Below are 13,255 nucleotides of genomic sequence, written 5' to 3' on the forward strand. Positions count from 1 at the left end.
CGGCGGGGCCGGAGGCCGCCGGGGGCGCGCTCGGCCCAACGGAGCCGGCTGCGGGCCGATCAGGCCGCTGTCCGGAGGGTCGGGCTGCGGTGCCCAACCTGTGGGGCGCTCCGAGACACCGGCGCCCGGCCCAGGGCCGGGCAAGTCCCCCCACGAGAACGATCGAGAGGAGTCCTCGGCCTTGGCCGCCCCCGCGCCCCAGACGCAGCACGGCATCCGGCAGCGCAATCTCTCCCTCGTGCTGCACGCCGTCGCCGCGCACGGGCCCCTCTCGCGTGCCGGAGTCGCCGGCCGGATCGGGCTGACCCGGGCCGCCGTGTCCACGCTCGTCGACGAACTGACGCGTGCCGGCCTGCTGGTGGAGCTGGGCCGCACCCGCCCCGGGACCGTGGGGCGGCCCGGCAGCGCGCTGGCGCTCAGCGATCGCGGACCCGCCGGGCTCGGTGCCGAGATCGGTGTCGACCATCTCGCCGTGTGCGCTGTCGATCTGCGCGGGCGCGTACGGGTCCGGGCCGAGGAGACGGCGGCCAACCGGAACAGCGAGCCCGGGTCCGTCATGGCCCGGCTCGCGAGGCTCCTGCGGCGGGTCACCGCCGAGGCGGAGCGGGAAGGCCTGACGCCCGCCGGGCTCGCCGTGGCCGTGCCCGGCCTCGTCGCCCGCGGTTCGGCGACGGTCGTCCGCGCACCGAACCTCGGCTGGCACGGCACCGACATCGGTCCGGCCCTGGCGCGAGCCCTGACTCCGGCCCTCCCCGCCGCCGTCGACAACGAGGCGAACCTCGGCGCGCTCGCCGAGCTCTGGCTGGGCGAAGGCGGCGCCGCCAGGCGGGACTTCGTGCACGTCTCCGCCGAGATCGGCATCGGAGCGGCGGTCGTCGTGGACGGGGCGCTGCTGCGCGGTGCGCAGGGCTTCGCGGGCGAGCTGGGTCATGTGCCCGTACGCCCCGAGGGCCACCCCTGCCCGTGCGGCGGCCGCGGCTGTCTGGAGCAGTACGCGGGCGAAGAGGCGGTGCTCCGCGCGGCCGGGATGACGGGCGGCGAGGGGATTCCGGAGTTGCGGGACCGGGCCGCCGCGGGCGACGGCGTCGTACGGCGGGCCCTGCGTGGCGCGGGCACGGCGCTCGGGATCGCGCTCGCCGGGGCGGTGAACCTGCTCGACCCGCAGGCCGTGGTGCTCGGTGGGGCGCTCGCGGAACTGTCGCCGTGGCTGCTGCCCGCCGCGGAGCGGGAGTTGGCCCGCCGGGTGACGCGCCCGTACGGCGAACTCGTCGTCTCGCGGCTCGGACGCGACGGGCCGCTTCTGGGGGCGGCACACTCCGTCGTGCAGGGCGTGCTCGACGATCCGATCGGGCGCACCAACTCCCCTGGTGCCGGGGTTGTCTGATCCTCTGTTTCAGCGCTGGTCGCAGCGGTCACCATGACAGAGGGGGGTGTCATGTGCGCGTCGCCCCTGGAGACCCCCATGGACTCGTCCCTCCCGGCCCGCCGGACCCTGCTGCGAGGCGGCCTCGTGATCGCCACCGCCGCTCTGACCACCGGCACAGCCGCAACCGCCACCGCCCGCCCCCGGAGACGCCCGGCCGACTACCCGGACGCCCACTGGACGCCCGCCAGCCCGTCCAACTACACCGTCTCCAGCCGCCCTTCGAGCTACCCGCTCGACTACGTGGTCGTGCACGTCACGCAGGAGACCTACGACGACACGATCAAGATCTTCCAGAATCCGGCCTCCCAGGTTTCGGCGCACTACGTGGTGCGCTCGGAGGACGGGTTCGTGGGCCAGTGCGTGCACGACAAGGACATCGGCTGGCACGCCGGGAACTGGGACTACAACACCCGCAGCATCGGCATCGAGCACGAGGGCTGGGTGGACAAGCCCGAGTACTTCACCGACGCGATGTACGAGTCGTCGGCGGCCCTCGCCGCGTACCTCTGCGACACCTACGGCATCCCGAAGAACCGCGACCACATCATCGGCCACAACGAGGTGCCGGGCTCCGACCACACGGACCCGGGACGGCACTGGGACTGGGCGCGCTATCTGCGGCTGATCAACGAGGGATGAGCCCCGTCGGTGCGGGGCCCGGCCCGACCTATTGCGGGCCGTGGAGGGCCGCCAGGGCGGACGCGGGGTCGTGGTCGGAGGGGCCCGCAGGGGACCAGCGGCCGTGCTCCTTGCGGTACGGCCACCACCGCCCGTCCCTCCCGTACCGCAGCTGCGTATCCGTCCCCACCGCCGTCCAGCGGTTGAGGGCGGCGCGCAGCTCCGGCGCCCGTTCCTCGTCCGCCCACGCGGCGGACAGCTGCGCACGCGCGCGTGCCAGCGCCTCCGGCTCCGGGTTCCAGTCCTCCTCCAGCACCGCGAGCGCCGCGGGACCGCCCTGGCCCCAGGCGCGTACGGCCAGCGCCAGGCTGTCGCGGTCCCGGCCGGTTCCTGCCGCCAGCCGCGCCGCGATACGGGCGTCGGGGCCGGCCGCGGCGAGCCGTACCGCATCCTGATCGAGCGTCAGCTCCCCCGGGTGCGGCGCCAGTTCGTGCCGGGGCGAGAGCGCCTCGGTGAGCATCCGCCGCGCACGGGCCGCGGCATCGGCCGCGAGGAACTCCAGCGCGGCCGGGTCGAGGCCCGGTGCCGGATCCGTGCCGCTGCCGAGCGCGGGCGGGCGGCCCGGCTCCTCGACCGGCGGCGGGGGAGCCGGCAGCGGCGGCAGGGTGTCCGCCGCGGCGAATGCCTCCCGCGCCAGGACGCCCGGCGGAGCGCCTTCGGGCTCCGGAACCCCGCCGTCCCCCGGAGGCGGCTTCTCGGCGCCCCGCACGCCCCGCGCCACGCTGCGCACCTGCAGCTCGGCCAGCAGCTCGCGCTCCCGGCGTCCGCGCACCAGCAGCAGGACGAAGGGATCCTGGTCCAGCAGCCGCGCCACCTGATAGCAGAGCGCGGCCGTGTGCGGACAGTGGTCCCAGACGCCGCAGCTGCACTCCGGCTCCAGGTCGCCGATGCCCGGCAGCAGTTCGACGCCGGCCGCCGCCGCGTCCTCGACCAGATGGGGCGGCATGTCGCGGTCGAGCAGCGCCGCGATGTGCCCGGCCCGGTCGGCCACCGTGTCCAGCAGCCGGTCCCAGTCCTCCTCGCCGAGCTCCTGCAGCAGCACGTCCGAGCGGTGCGGCGTCCGGTCGCGGTCCCGCACCACCGCGGTGATCCGGCCCGGCCGGACGGACACGGCGCCCACCGCGCCCTCGCGCGCGTACCTGCGCCCCTTCTTCAACTGCTCGGCGTCCAGGGCGGTGTCCTCCAGGGCCTTCAGCCATGCCTGGCCCCACCAGGTCTGCGCGAAGCCGCGGCCGCGGGCGGGCGGCAGAGCCTCGAAGGTCCGTTCCATGGAGTGCTCCGTCATCGCTCGTCCCTCCGCAGTTCGACGAGGTCCGCCAGCTCGGTGTCGGTCAGTTCGGTCAGCGCGGCCTCGCCGCTGCCGAGGACGGCGTCCGCCAACTCCCGCTTCCGCTGGAGCATGTCCGCGATCCGGTCCTCGACCGTGCCCTCGGTGATGATCCGGTGGACCTGCACCGGCTGCGTCTGGCCGATGCGGTACGCGCGGTCGGTGGCCTGTGCCTCGACGGCGGGGTTCCACCAGCGGTCGTAGTGCACGACATGCCCTGCGCGGGTGAGATTCAGCCCGGTGCCCGCCGCCTTCAACGACAGCAGGAAGACCGGCACTTCGCCGTCCTGGAAGCGGCGCACCATCTCTTCGCGCCGCTCGACAGGCGTGCCCCCGTACAGGAGCTGTGCGGGCACGCCGCGCGCGGCCAGGTGGCCCTCCAGGAGCCGGGCCATCTGCACGTACTGGGTGAAGACGAGTACGCTCGCGTCCTCGGTGAGGATCGTGTCCAGCAGTTCGTCCAGCAGCTCCAGCTTCCCCGAGCGGCCGGGGAGCCGCGGCCGGTCCTCCTTCAGGTACTGGGCGGGGTGGTTGCAGATCTGCTTGAGGGCGGTGAGGAGCTTGACCACCAGACCGCGGCGGGCGAAACCGGCGGTGCCGGAGATCTCCGCGAGCGTCTCGCGCACCACCGCCTCGTACAGCCCGGCCTGCTCCTTGGTGAGCGCGACCGCCCGGTCCGTCTCGGTCTTCGGCGGCAGTTCGGGCGCGATGCCCGGGTCGGACTTGCGGCGGCGCAGCAGGAAGGGGCGGACGAGTCTGCTGAGCCGCTCGGCGGCGGCCGGATCGCCACCTCCCTCGACTGCCTGGGCATAGCGCCTGCGGAAGGAGCCGAGCGTGCCGAGCAGGCCCGGCGTGGTCCAGTCGAGGATGGCCCACAGCTCGGAGAGGTTGTTCTCGACGGGGGTGCCGGTGAGCGCCACGCGCGCGTGGGCGCCGATGGTGCGCAGCTGCCTGGCGGTCGCGGAGAACGGGTTCTTGACGTGCTGCGCCTCGTCGGCGACGACCATGCCCCAGGGCCCGGCCGCGGCCAGCCGGTCCGCGTCGAGCCGCATCGTGCCGTACGTGGTGAGCACGAACTCGCCATCCGCCAGGTCCTCCAGGCTGCGGGCCGAGGCGTGGAAGCGGCGCACGGGCGTGCCGGGCGCGAACCGCTCGATCTCGCGCTGCCAGTTGCCCATGAGGGAGGTCGGGCAGACGACGAGCGTCGGTCCCGCGGACGCCGGGTCGGTCTGCCGGTGCAGGTGGAGCGAGATGAGCGTGATGGTCTTGCCGAGGCCCATGTCGTCGGCGAGACAGCCGCCGAGGCCGAGCGAGGTCATGCGGTGCAGCCAGTCCAGGCCGCGCAGCTGGTAGTCGCGCAGGGTCGCGGCCAGGGCCGCGGGCGGCCTCACGGGCTCGCGGTCCCCGCCCTGCCCGTCCGCGTGCCGCCCCTCCCCGTGCTGCCCGTCCCCGTGCCGCCCGTCCTTGTCCTGCCCGTCTTCCGGGTCCGCGAGCCGGTCGCGCAGGGCCGCCAGCCAGCCTCCGGCCTCCACGTCGACGGTCTCGCCGTCGGCCTCGGCCTTTCCGGTCAGCGCCGCGCCCAGCGCGTCGACCGCCGTGACCTTGCGGTCCTGCCGGCTCCGGGCCCGGCGGGCCAGTTCGGGATCGACCAGCACCCACTGGTCGCGAAGGCGTACGACAGGGCGGCTCGCCTCGGCGAGCCGGTCGAGCTCCTCCCGGGTCAGGTCCTGCCCGCCGACCGCGAACCGCCAGCTGAAGGCCAGCAGGGCGTCCGCGGACATGAGCGACGGAAGACCGGACTCGGGCCGGTCGGGTCCTGTGCCCTCCGGCGGGCCGATGACGGCGCGGGCGGTGAGCTCACGAGCCAGCTCCCTCGGCCAGTGCACCTGCACACCCGCCGCGTCCAGAGCTCTGGCCGCCTCGCCCAGCAGCTCGGTGACCTCCTCGTCGGCGAGCTCGATGGCGTCGGGGACGGCGGCGGAGAGCAGGGGGGACAGGGGCGGCCACGCGCGCGTGGCCCGGCGGAGGATCAGAAGGGTGTCCATCCGGGCGCGCGGCCCGAACCCCGTGTCGCCCCGGCCCGCGCTGCCGGCCCACACCTCCGAGGCGTCGGCGACGAGCGTGGCGTCGGTGAGGCTGTGCAGCTGTACGACGGCGCGGAACCGCGGCCCGGCATCCGCACTCAGATCCTGTTCGACAAGACCGGGCAGCTCGACCCGCAGCGAGACTCGTACACCCGCGTCGTGCCCGGCCGCCACCTCGGCGGCCCAGTCGCGCTGCTCCGGCAGGCGCTGCGGCTCCGCGGCGGCGAAGGCCGGGCCCCCTGCGGCGAGCGTGGCGGCAGGGGAGCGGGGGAGGCCGTCGGCGACAGCGTCGAGGAACGCCCGGAGCAGCGGCTCGGGGTCCGGCAGCCGTAGCGGATCCGTGTCCCGAAGCGGATCCGTGTCCCGAAGCGGATCCGTGTCCAGCAGCGGTACCGCGTGGGCGGCGGGCGGCATCGCGGCGGCGAGCTCGCGCACCCGCCGCAGGTCGTCGGGGGCGAGCGGGCCGACTCGCCAGGCGTCGTGGTCGGTGGCCGTCAGACCGGGGAGCAGGCGGCCGCGGGCGGCCAGCTGGAGCGCCAGCACGGCCGCCGAGCCCCAGAAGACGGCCGAGGGGTCGCCCTTCGCCGCGCGGGCGCGCGTGAGGACCGGCACGGCCTCGCGCACCGGCAGGACCACTGCTCGTACGGTCCGCCCGCGGACGTCGTCGCCGTACGGGACGGCCACGGTCAGCTCCTCTGCAGGACCGGTGCCCGCGGGCGGCGCGCCGTCCGCGCGCCAGAAGGCGACCCGGCCGGTGCGGGCGGGGTCACCGGGCAGGAAGACCGCCGCGCAGTGGGCGAGTTCGGAGATCGCGGAGGGCGTTGTCGCGGGGGGCGGAGGCACAGCGCTACGCATTCCTCAAACTTGACTAGTGGAGCCGGAGCCGCCGAGATTACCTCACGGTGCCCCTCTCCGGGAGCGGCTCAGTCGTGAGGAAGGTCACCGGTGCGATCGGTGTGCCGCACATGCCGCAGGCCCCGAGCCGGGCCCGACTCGTACGGGCGGAGCTACGGCACGTGCACGGAGTCGGCGCTTCGCGGCCTGCGGAGCGAGACTGGTAGTGGCGGCGCAGCAGTGCGCCGGGTGCCCGGGGGAACTGTCGCGGGTGTGTGCCCGTTCACAGGATGACCTCGGGGTCGCCGCGAAGGAGGCGTCGGAGATGACGAACAGGGCCAAGGTCGCCGTCGGGGGAGTGGCGGTGGGGATCGTCCTGCTGTGGGTGCTGCCCTTCTGGGCGGCGCTGCTGATCATGGTCGGCGTTCCGGTGGGTGCCTATCTGCTGCTGGACGAATCGCAGCGGCGGAGGCTGCGCCGGGTGAGCCGGAAGGAGCTGGGCCGCTGATCCGCGCGCCCCGCGAGGCGCCCCCTCGCTAGAGTCACCGTGATCTCCGTGGGCGCACGGAGGTCACCGGACGGGGAGGAGAGCCGTGCTCATGGGTGGCACGGTCACGGCGGTGAGCCGTAGCAGGGATCACGACTTCAGCAAGCGGACGCGGGAGAGCATCCGGCTGGTGGCCGGGCTGGGTGTCGACGGCGATGCGCACCTGGGGGTGACGGTGCAGCACCGCTCGCGCGTCGCCCAGGACCCGACCCAGCCGAATCTGAGGCAGGTCCACCTCATTCATGAGGAGCTGTTCGCCGAGGTCCGCGAGGCCGGGTTCGAGGTCGGCCCGGGGCGGCTGGGGGAGAACATCACCACGGCGGGGATCGACCTGCTGGCGCTGCCGACCGGCACGCTGCTCCGCCTCGGCGCGGAAGCCGTGGTCGAGGTGACCGGGCTTCGCAACCCCTGCCTGCAGATCGACACGTTCCAGGACGGGCTGCTCAAGCAGGTCGTGGGGCGGGACGAGGACGGCCGGCTCGTCCGCAAGGCCGGGATCATGGGAATCGTGGTGACCGGCGGAGAGGTACGCGCGGGTGATGCCATCGGCGTCGAGCTGCCCGCCGAGCCGCACCGGCCGCTGGAACGGGTCTGAGGCGTACTGCTCACCGCCATCCGCCCCCCGTTCCCGAACAGCCCCTCGCCCGACCTGGCGTTGAGCGAGATCAGGGCCGTGCGGCACGTCGGTCTTCCCGGGGCTACTGACGCGCGGCGAGGGGCGGCGAGGGGTCGGGTTCGGCGGGGATCGCGGGTCAGGAGGGGCGCACCGCGAGCTCGTCGAGGGCCCTGAGCAGGCCCGGGAGTTCGGGGCCCCGGCCCACGGGGAGGACTTCGCCCGGCTCGTCGTCGACCAGGATGAAGGCGATGTCGTCGGTGCGGGCCACCATGCTCCAGCCCGGGCCGTCCGCGCGCAGCGTACGGGCCTCGCCCGAGGCGAAGGCGGAGCGGATGCGGCCGGGCGGTGGGGGCTTGTCCACGTACGCGCGCGCCTCCTCGAGCACCCTGCGCACCGCGGGGTGTGAGGGCTGCCCGGGTTCCGGCCCGTCGCCCTGCTCCGGCTCGTCTCCCGACTCCGGCTTCTCTGGCGCCTTGGGCTCGTCTTCGGCCTTGGGCTCGTCTCCCGCCTTCGGCCGGTCTTCGGCCTTCGGTTGGTCTTCGGCGTTCGCTTGTTGCCCGGGTTCGGTGAACTCGACTTCCTCGTCCACCTGTTCCCGCCACATCGCCCACTGCAGGGCGATCTCGTCCGCGCCCAGCCGCCGCTGCGCCGGACCCCAGTTCTCGGAGTCCGGCGGGCACAGCGGAGGCCGGTCGACGCCGCCCAGTTCCGGGTCGGGCTCGGGGTCGTGCGGGGCCGGGATGCCCGGGGCGGCGACCGCGACGGCGAGCGGCCAGCCCGGCAGCGCGGCGACGACGCTGCGCTCGTCGGGCGACAGGTCGTACTCCATGCCGCAGTCCCAGGCGGCGATGGCACAGGCGACGAGCGACACGTCGTCGGTGACCACGGTCCACCGCGCGCCGTCCCCGTCCTGCCCGAGCACCAGGCCGTACCCCTCGGCGTACGGCTCGAGACCGAGCACGGAGCACGCCTCCGGGTAGTCGTCGCCGAGCACGCTCGGGAACTGAGCGGGAGTGAGGAGCACTGCCGTCAGCACGAACAGGGCGTCCTCGGCGTCCTGGGCCTCGTCCGTAACGGACATGGTCACCTCTCCATGGATCAGTGGGGTGCGCGCACATTAACCAGTAGGTAACGCCTCCGTCGAGGGTTCGGCGGAACCCGGGCGCCTGGCCTGGCCTCCTGCGTGCGCCGGCCTGGGCCCGGGCCGGTCAGACGGCGGGCAGGCCGAGGAGGGACCGTGCCACGGTCTTCGGTGACTCGTCGCGCTCGCGGGCGACCGCGATGACCGCCCGGCACGCCAGCTCGTTCACCCCGAAGGACAGCGCCTCGGGCGACACCCATCCCGCCGCCTCTGCCAGCCCGTGCTCGTCGTCCTCGATGCCCGCGGCCACGTATGCGGCGGCCGCGTCGAAGAGATTCGGCCGCCTGCGATCCGGACGAGCGGCCCGGCCCCGGCGGCCCTGGTCCCCGTTCCGGTCCTGGCCCTGGTCCCGGCCCCGGTTCCCTCTCCTCAGCGGTTCGATCAGCTTGCGAAGCCTGCCCAGCACGCGGACCACCTTCCCCCTGTCTGCTGTGTCACCGAATCTTCAAGTGTGCCTCGCGTCCGTAGGGTTGGCAGGGCGCACGGCCAGTGCGAGGAAGCGTGCGTCCTCGTCCGCATAGGAGACCAGGCGCCAGCCCGAGGCCGTGAGCAGCGGACGGAGGTTGGGCTCGGCCCGCAGGTCGTCGGGGGTGAGCTGCCGTCCCTGGCGGGCGGCGAGAGCGGCCCGGCCGATGGGGTGGAAGAGCGCGAGTCGCCCGCCGGGGCGCACGACGCGCGCCAGCTCGCGCAGCCCCTCCCGCGGGTCCGCCAGGTGTGACACGAGTCCTGCGGCGAACACCGCGGCGAGCGAGGCGTCCCGCAGCGGCAGCCGCGCGACGTCCGCGATGACGAGGCGGGCGCTGCGGTCCCGCCCGGCACGGACGGCCTCGCGCAGCATCTCCGGGGTCAGATCGGCGCCCAGAACCGTGCCGCCCGGGCCGACGGCCTCGCGCAGCGCGGGCAGCGCCCGGCCGGTGCCGCATCCGGCGTCGAGCACCGCGTCCCCGGGGCGCAGCCGGAGTTCGTCCACCGCCGCAGCGAAGGCCGGGGCGTCGTCCGGGAAGCGGGCGCCCCAGCCGTCGGCCCTGGCCGCGAAGAATTCCCGTACGTGACTGTGGTCGGCGTCCATGCCCCCATGATCCCGCGCCCGTGAGCCGCCCGCTCGCGCCCCGGGCGTCCACGCGCGTGTGCACGGGTGCCGTGACTCGGGAGAGGAGGCGCTGATCAGGCTGGTCGAGTACGCCGGGCGGGTCCACACCGCCCGGCTGCTCGACTCGGTGGGCCAGGACCGGCTAGTGCGTGAGGCCGCTCATGGCCACGGCCGTATGGATGCGCACGCGCACCAGCAGCTCGCCGGGGACTGCGTTCCGCTTGCCGAACTCCTCGGCGCGCTCGGTGCCCATGTAGCGGGCGGCGATGCGCGTCGTCCACCGGCGCATCTCCGAGAGGTCCTCGCTCAGCTCGGCGTGGCCCTGGAGCGTGGCGAACGCGAACGGCGGGCGGTCGTCCTCCACGCAGATCGCAACCCGGCTGTCGTGCGCCAGATTGCGTCCCTTGACGGTGTTCTTGCCGGTGGTCAGGACCAGGTCGTCGCCGTCGAGTACGAACCACACGGGGGCGACGTGAGGGCTGCCGTCGGGCCGTACGGTCGCCAGCTTGCCGGTGCGCGTTCCCTGGGAGACGAACGCGTGCCATTCGTCGTGAGTCATCGTCTGTGCCATGCGCTCATCCTGTGTCATATGCGGGGGCCGGGCCCAGTACGACGCCCGCGGCGCAGAGCGGCTTGCCCGGACGGCCGAGGTGGTACAGGCTGGCACGGCGGTTGAGGCGAACTGCCGTACGGGGAGGCACGCAATGGCACTGGGCAAAGGGCTCGACTGGCTTGTGGAGGACTTGACGCAGCGCGTCGGGTCCGTGCGACACGCGCTGGTTCTGTCGAACGACGGGCTGGTGACGGCGGCGAGTGAAGGGCTCGAGCGCGAGGACGCCGAGCACTTGGCGGCGGTGTCGTCCGGGCTGCACAGCCTGGCCAAGGGTTCGGGGAAGCACTTCGGGGCGGGGCGGGTGCGGCAGACGATGGTCGAGTTCGAGGACGGGGTGCTGTTCGTGACCGCGGCGGGGGAGGGCAGCTGTCTGTGCGTGCTCGGCTCTGCCGACGCGGACATCGGCCAGGTCGCGTACGAGATGACGCTGCTCGTCAACCGGGTGGGCGAGCACCTCGGGGTCGCGGTGCGTCAGGAGGGCCGGATTGCCGGGGGCGGAGCATTCCGGGGCGGGGTCGGCAGCGGTGACGGGGCGACGGGCGGAGAGGCGGCGAGCGGCGGGGCGGCGAGCGGCGGGGCCGATCCCGGCGACTGAAGTTATCCACAGGGGGAGCGGGGGTCGGACTTCCCGGCTACGGTCGTCACCGAGAGTGATCGGATCGTGCGGGGGAGGACCGTCATGACAGTGCAGGAGAAGCACGACAGGCACGCGAGGCACGCGAGGCACGCGAGGCACGCGAGGCACGCGAAGCAGGAGAAGCAGCCCGCGGGGCCCGGCGCGGAGGAGACTTTCGCGTTCAGCAGGGCGGCGGCGGAGCTGGGCCTGAAACCGCGGGAGTTGGAGCTCGCGGTGCAGCTCGAGAAGGTGCGGGCCGTCGCGGCGCCAGGAGGCGGGCGGCGGCGGGTGCCCCGCGCCGAAGTGGCCCGGCTGCAGGAGGCGGAGGACTTTCCCGACGGGCTGCGCGAGCGGGTGCGGGTGGTCGGGACTGCCGAGGCGGCGGAGTTGATGGGCATCAGCCCCGACCGGTTCACCCGCCTGGCGCGGGTCGGTCTGATCAGCCCGGCGACGTTCTACGTCAACCGCTACCGCGCCGTCGTATGGCTCTATCCGGCAGTGGAGCTGCGGGAGTTCGTGGAGCGGGAGCCCGCGATGCTGAGCGGCATCATGCCGAAGAACCTGAAGGCGCTGCTGGACGCCGGGGAGGACTGGCGGGCGCGGAACTGGCGCAGCCGGCGCATCGGGCAGCTGGCCCGGCAGACGGACGACCCCTGGGCGCGGGCCGCGGTGCCGGCCGGGGTGCTGCCGGCCGATGAGCTCGCCCAGATCGTCGATGACCCGTACGAGCGGGCGTACTTGCGCAAGCTGCGCCCGGCGCTGGTGTCCACCCGGGCCGACTCGACGGCGACGTGGGACGTGGTCGAGCGGCTGATCAGAGCGGACGACCCCGACGAGGTCCTCTGGATCAGGCTGTCGCTGCTGTACGCGCTGGACGAGGCCAGGGCCTGCCGGTCGGCGCCGATGCCCGGCGGTGCCCCGCAGGAGGGGCCACGGCAAGCCCCCTCGGAAGCCCCTCCGCAAGCGCCGCGGGAAGGCCCGTCGGAAGCGCCTCGGCACAGCCCGCCGGACGGATCGGGGGAGACTCGGCCGCGCGGATTCAGGGCCTGGTTGCGCCGCCGGGCGGGGTGAGGGGAGGGGTAGCCGAGGGAGGGGCAGCCGCGGGGAGCGCACGCTTGAACGGAATAGTGGTCCGCTACCCGTCCAACTTGCGGAAGAGGCCCTCCTGCATGACGGATACCAGGAGCTGCCCTTCCCGGTTGAAGATCTGGCCGCGGGCGAGCCCGCGGGCGCCCGTCGCGATGGGTGACTCCTGCTGGTACAGGAACCACTCGTCCGCGCGGAAAGGACGGTGGAACCACATGGCGTGGTCCAGGGACGCGATGTCGAATCCCCTTGAGCCCCAAAGGGGTTCGACCGGCACGCGGACCGCGTCCAGCAGCATCATGTCGCTGGCGTAGGTGAGGGCGCAGGTGTGAACCAGCGGGTCGTCGCCGAGCTGTCCCACCGCCCGCATCCACACCGCGCTGCGCGGCTCGACACCTTGGAGCTCTTCCCGCGACCACCGCAGCCGCTCCACGTAGCGAATGTCGAACGGCTGGCGGCGCGTCATGCGTTCCAGCGCGTCGGGTAGTGCGCCCAGGTGCTCGCGGAGCTCGTCGGCCAGTGCCGGCAACTTCTCCGGGCCCTGCACGTCCGGCATGGGCAGCTGATGTTCGATGCCCGCCTCGGGCTGATGAAAGGAGGCGGTCAGATTGAAGATGGTGCGGCCCTGCTGCACCGCGACCACTCGCCGGGTGGTGAAGGTCCGCCCGTCCCGTACGCGTTCCACCTGATAGACGATCGGCACGCCCGGCCTGCCGGGACGGAGGAAATAAGCATGCAAGGAGTGCACCGGACGCTGCCCGTCCGTGGTCCGCCCCGCGGCCACCAGTGCCTGCCCGGCGACCTGCCCGCCGAACACCCGCTGCAGCGACTCGTCGGGGCTGCGGCCGCGGAAGATGTTCACCTCGATCTGCTCCAGATCGAGCAGGTCGACGAGCCGTTCGGCGGGGTTGGTCATCGGTGCTCCTCGGTTCGTGCCACAGCATCCGCAAGACTAGAACAACCCTCGGGCCGCGACGGCAGGCAGCTGCCCACCGAGCCTCGCCAGGAGCGGCGTGGCCGTCGACCCGAGCCCGGGACCGTCGAGGCCGTTGACCTGCGCCGGGAGCGGCGCGGCCGTTGACCTGGGCCCGCCATGACTGCCCCGCGTGGCAGGTGCAGTCATGTGACGGATACCGCCCCGCAGGCACCCGCGACAAGGCTCTCCTGTGCGAGCCGAACACGGATCGACGGAGGAGT

At 73.8% G+C, this 13,255-nt stretch carries 12 protein-coding genes and 2 pseudogenes; 7 read left to right on the forward strand and 7 right to left on the reverse strand.

Annotation, left to right across the window (positions count from 1 at the left end; translation table 11 throughout):
- Positions 1–181: 181 nt before the first annotated feature.
- On the forward strand, positions 182–1,384 hold the full coding sequence (locus ACTWP8_RS30495) for an ROK family protein (RefSeq protein WP_443325314.1): 1,203 nt from the start codon (positions 182–184) through the stop codon (positions 1,382–1,384).
- Positions 1,385–1,462: 78 nt separating this feature from the next.
- Positions 1,463–2,065 carry an N-acetylmuramoyl-L-alanine amidase gene (locus ACTWP8_RS30500; protein WP_443325315.1) on the forward strand — a complete coding sequence of 201 codons (603 nt, stop codon included), beginning with the start codon at positions 1,463–1,465 and terminating at the stop codon, positions 2,063–2,065.
- Between the two features lie 28 nt (positions 2,066–2,093).
- On the opposite strand, the gene ACTWP8_RS30505 is transcribed toward ACTWP8_RS30500, so the two are convergent.
- Complete coding sequence (locus ACTWP8_RS30505) at positions 2,094–3,389, reverse strand: SWIM zinc finger family protein (protein WP_443325316.1); 1,296 nt, start codon at positions 3,387–3,389, stop codon at positions 2,094–2,096.
- Positions 3,386–6,370, reverse strand: coding sequence for an SNF2-related protein (locus tag ACTWP8_RS30510; RefSeq protein WP_443325317.1), 2,985 nt, complete (start codon positions 6,368–6,370; stop codon positions 3,386–3,388). The genes ACTWP8_RS30505 and ACTWP8_RS30510 overlap by 4 nt, the downstream gene beginning before the upstream one ends.
- Positions 6,371–6,674: 304 nt before the next feature.
- Between ACTWP8_RS30510 and ACTWP8_RS30515 the strand changes: the two genes are divergently transcribed.
- Complete coding sequence (locus ACTWP8_RS30515) at positions 6,675–6,857, forward strand: hypothetical protein (protein ID WP_443313897.1); 183 nt, start codon at positions 6,675–6,677, stop codon at positions 6,855–6,857.
- A 91-nt stretch (positions 6,858–6,948) separates the two neighbouring features.
- Entirely contained in the window at positions 6,949–7,491 is a 543-nt protein-coding gene (locus ACTWP8_RS30520; RefSeq protein WP_443325318.1) for an MOSC domain-containing protein, read from the forward strand.
- 157 nt (positions 7,492–7,648) lie between these two features.
- On the opposite strand, the gene ACTWP8_RS30525 is transcribed toward ACTWP8_RS30520, so the two are convergent.
- From ACTWP8_RS30525 to ACTWP8_RS30535, 3 genes are all read right to left on the reverse strand, one after another.
- A complete protein-coding gene (locus ACTWP8_RS30525; RefSeq protein ID WP_443325319.1) occupies positions 7,649–8,593 on the reverse strand; it encodes a hypothetical protein in 945 nt (314 codons plus the stop codon).
- 127 nt (positions 8,594–8,720) lie between these two features.
- Positions 8,721–9,059 (reverse strand): hypothetical protein, encoded by a 339-nt coding sequence (locus ACTWP8_RS30530; RefSeq protein ID WP_443325320.1) that lies wholly within the window; start codon positions 9,057–9,059, stop codon positions 8,721–8,723.
- 39 nt (positions 9,060–9,098) lie between these two features.
- Positions 9,099–9,722, reverse strand: coding sequence for a class I SAM-dependent methyltransferase (locus ACTWP8_RS30535; RefSeq protein WP_443325321.1), 624 nt, complete (start codon positions 9,720–9,722; stop codon positions 9,099–9,101).
- Positions 9,723–9,792: 70 nt separating this feature from the next.
- On the opposite strand from ACTWP8_RS30535, the pseudogene ACTWP8_RS30540 reads away from it, so the two are divergent.
- Positions 9,793–9,876: pseudogene (locus ACTWP8_RS30540) on the forward strand (ATP-binding protein); the annotation flags it as partial.
- A 9-nt stretch (positions 9,877–9,885) separates the two neighbouring features.
- Here ACTWP8_RS30540 and ACTWP8_RS30545 read toward each other — a convergent pair.
- A complete protein-coding gene (locus tag ACTWP8_RS30545) occupies positions 9,886–10,314 on the reverse strand; it encodes a PPOX class F420-dependent oxidoreductase (protein ID WP_443325322.1) in 429 nt (142 codons plus the stop codon).
- A 133-nt stretch (positions 10,315–10,447) separates the two neighbouring features.
- Between ACTWP8_RS30545 and ACTWP8_RS30550 the strand changes: the two are divergent.
- Together ACTWP8_RS30550 and ACTWP8_RS30555 are read left to right on the forward strand one after the other, a co-directional pair.
- A pseudogene (locus ACTWP8_RS30550) lies at positions 10,448–10,837 on the forward strand (roadblock/LC7 domain-containing protein); the annotation flags it as partial.
- Between the two features lie 198 nt (positions 10,838–11,035).
- Positions 11,036–12,043 (forward strand): DUF6397 family protein, encoded by a 1,008-nt coding sequence (locus ACTWP8_RS30555; RefSeq protein WP_443325323.1) that lies wholly within the window; start codon positions 11,036–11,038, stop codon positions 12,041–12,043.
- 64 nt (positions 12,044–12,107) lie between these two features.
- On the opposite strand, the gene ACTWP8_RS30560 is transcribed toward ACTWP8_RS30555, so the two are convergent.
- Positions 12,108–12,974, reverse strand: coding sequence for an acyl-CoA thioesterase (locus ACTWP8_RS30560; RefSeq protein ID WP_443325324.1), 867 nt, complete (start codon positions 12,972–12,974; stop codon positions 12,108–12,110).
- Positions 12,975–13,255: the final 281 nt, after the last annotated feature.

Source organism: Streptomyces sp. 7N604 (genome assembly GCF_052245475.1).
GTDB lineage: Bacteria > Actinomycetota > Actinomycetes > Streptomycetales > Streptomycetaceae > Streptomyces.

What these genes read in the sequence shown, in the direction of transcription:
- ACTWP8_RS30505 (WP_443325316.1), bottom strand. Translation starts at nt 3,389, where the DNA reads ATGACGGAGCACTCCATGGAACGGACCTTCGAGGCTCTGCCGCCCGCC.
- ACTWP8_RS30545 (WP_443325322.1), bottom strand. Translation starts at nt 10,314, where the DNA reads ATGGCACAGACGATGACTCACGACGAATGGCACGCGTTCGTCTCCCAG.
- ACTWP8_RS30535 (WP_443325321.1), bottom strand. Translation starts at nt 9,722, where the DNA reads ATGGACGCCGACCACAGTCACGTACGGGAATTCTTCGCGGCCAGGGCC.
- ACTWP8_RS30555 (WP_443325323.1), top strand. Translation starts at nt 11,036, where the DNA reads ATGACAGTGCAGGAGAAGCACGACAGGCACGCGAGGCACGCGAGGCAC.
- ACTWP8_RS30525 (WP_443325319.1), bottom strand. Translation starts at nt 8,593, where the DNA reads ATGTCCGTTACGGACGAGGCCCAGGACGCCGAGGACGCCCTGTTCGTG.
- ACTWP8_RS30520 (WP_443325318.1), top strand. Translation starts at nt 6,949, where the DNA reads ATGGGTGGCACGGTCACGGCGGTGAGCCGTAGCAGGGATCACGACTTC.
- ACTWP8_RS30510 (WP_443325317.1), bottom strand. Translation starts at nt 6,370, where the DNA reads ATGCGTAGCGCTGTGCCTCCGCCCCCCGCGACAACGCCCTCCGCGATC.
- ACTWP8_RS30500 (WP_443325315.1), top strand. Translation starts at nt 1,463, where the DNA reads ATGGACTCGTCCCTCCCGGCCCGCCGGACCCTGCTGCGAGGCGGCCTC.
- ACTWP8_RS30560 (WP_443325324.1), bottom strand. Translation starts at nt 12,974, where the DNA reads ATGACCAACCCCGCCGAACGGCTCGTCGACCTGCTCGATCTGGAGCAG.
- ACTWP8_RS30515 (WP_443313897.1), top strand. Translation starts at nt 6,675, where the DNA reads ATGACGAACAGGGCCAAGGTCGCCGTCGGGGGAGTGGCGGTGGGGATC.